This is a genomic window from Butyricicoccus sp. AM27-36 (genome assembly GCF_003480945.1).
GTDB classification, from domain to species: domain Bacteria; phylum Bacillota; class Clostridia; order Oscillospirales; family Butyricicoccaceae; genus Agathobaculum; species Agathobaculum butyriciproducens.
The window spans coordinates 1-684 of record NZ_QUJR01000012.1 but is presented as its reverse complement, the minus strand read 5'-3'; the positions used below and the strand labels follow the sequence as shown (position 1 = coordinate 684).

Annotated in this window: 1 rRNA gene (only partly in view); it reads left to right on the top strand. The window is 51.3% G+C overall.

The window, feature by feature from the left end:
• Positions 1–511: ribosomal RNA gene (locus tag DW724_RS13650) — 16S ribosomal RNA — on the top strand (it extends 1,233 nt beyond the left edge of the window).
• Positions 512–684 lie beyond the last annotated feature (173 nt).

Here is a 684-nt window from a genome sequence, read left to right as displayed (position 1 = left end):
TCTTCGGAACATCGGTGACAGGTGGTGCATGGTTGTCGTCAGCTCGTGTCGTGAGATGTTGGGTTAAGTCCCGCAACGAGCGCAACCCTTACGGTTAGTTGATACGCAAGATCACTCTAGCCGGACTGCCGTTGACAAAACGGAGGAAGGTGGGGACGACGTCAAATCATCATGCCCCTTATGACCTGGGCTACACACGTACTACAATGGCAGTCATACAGAGGGAAGCAAAACCGCGAGGTGGAGCAAATCCCTAAAAGCTGTCCCAGTTCAGATTGCAGGCTGCAACCCGCCTGCATGAAGTCGGAATTGCTAGTAATCGCGGATCAGCATGCCGCGGTGAATACGTTCCCGGGCCTTGTACACACCGCCCGTCACACCATGAGAGCCGTCAATACCCGAAGTCCGTAGCCTAACCGCAAGGAGGGCGCGGCCGAAGGTAGGGGTGGTAATTAGGGTGAAGTCGTAACAAGGTAGCCGTATCGGAAGGTGCGGCTGGATCACCTCCTTTCTAAGGAGACCTGAGACTTGAATAAAGTCTCATATCCTATGGTCAATCAGAATGAGCACTTGCAGATCGTTGTTTAATTTAGAGGGGCAATCGAAAGATTGTGTACCTTCAAATGTGGAAAAGAGAAAGACAAATTCCGAGGTCCCTGCATCAATCGAAAGGTTGAAATATGG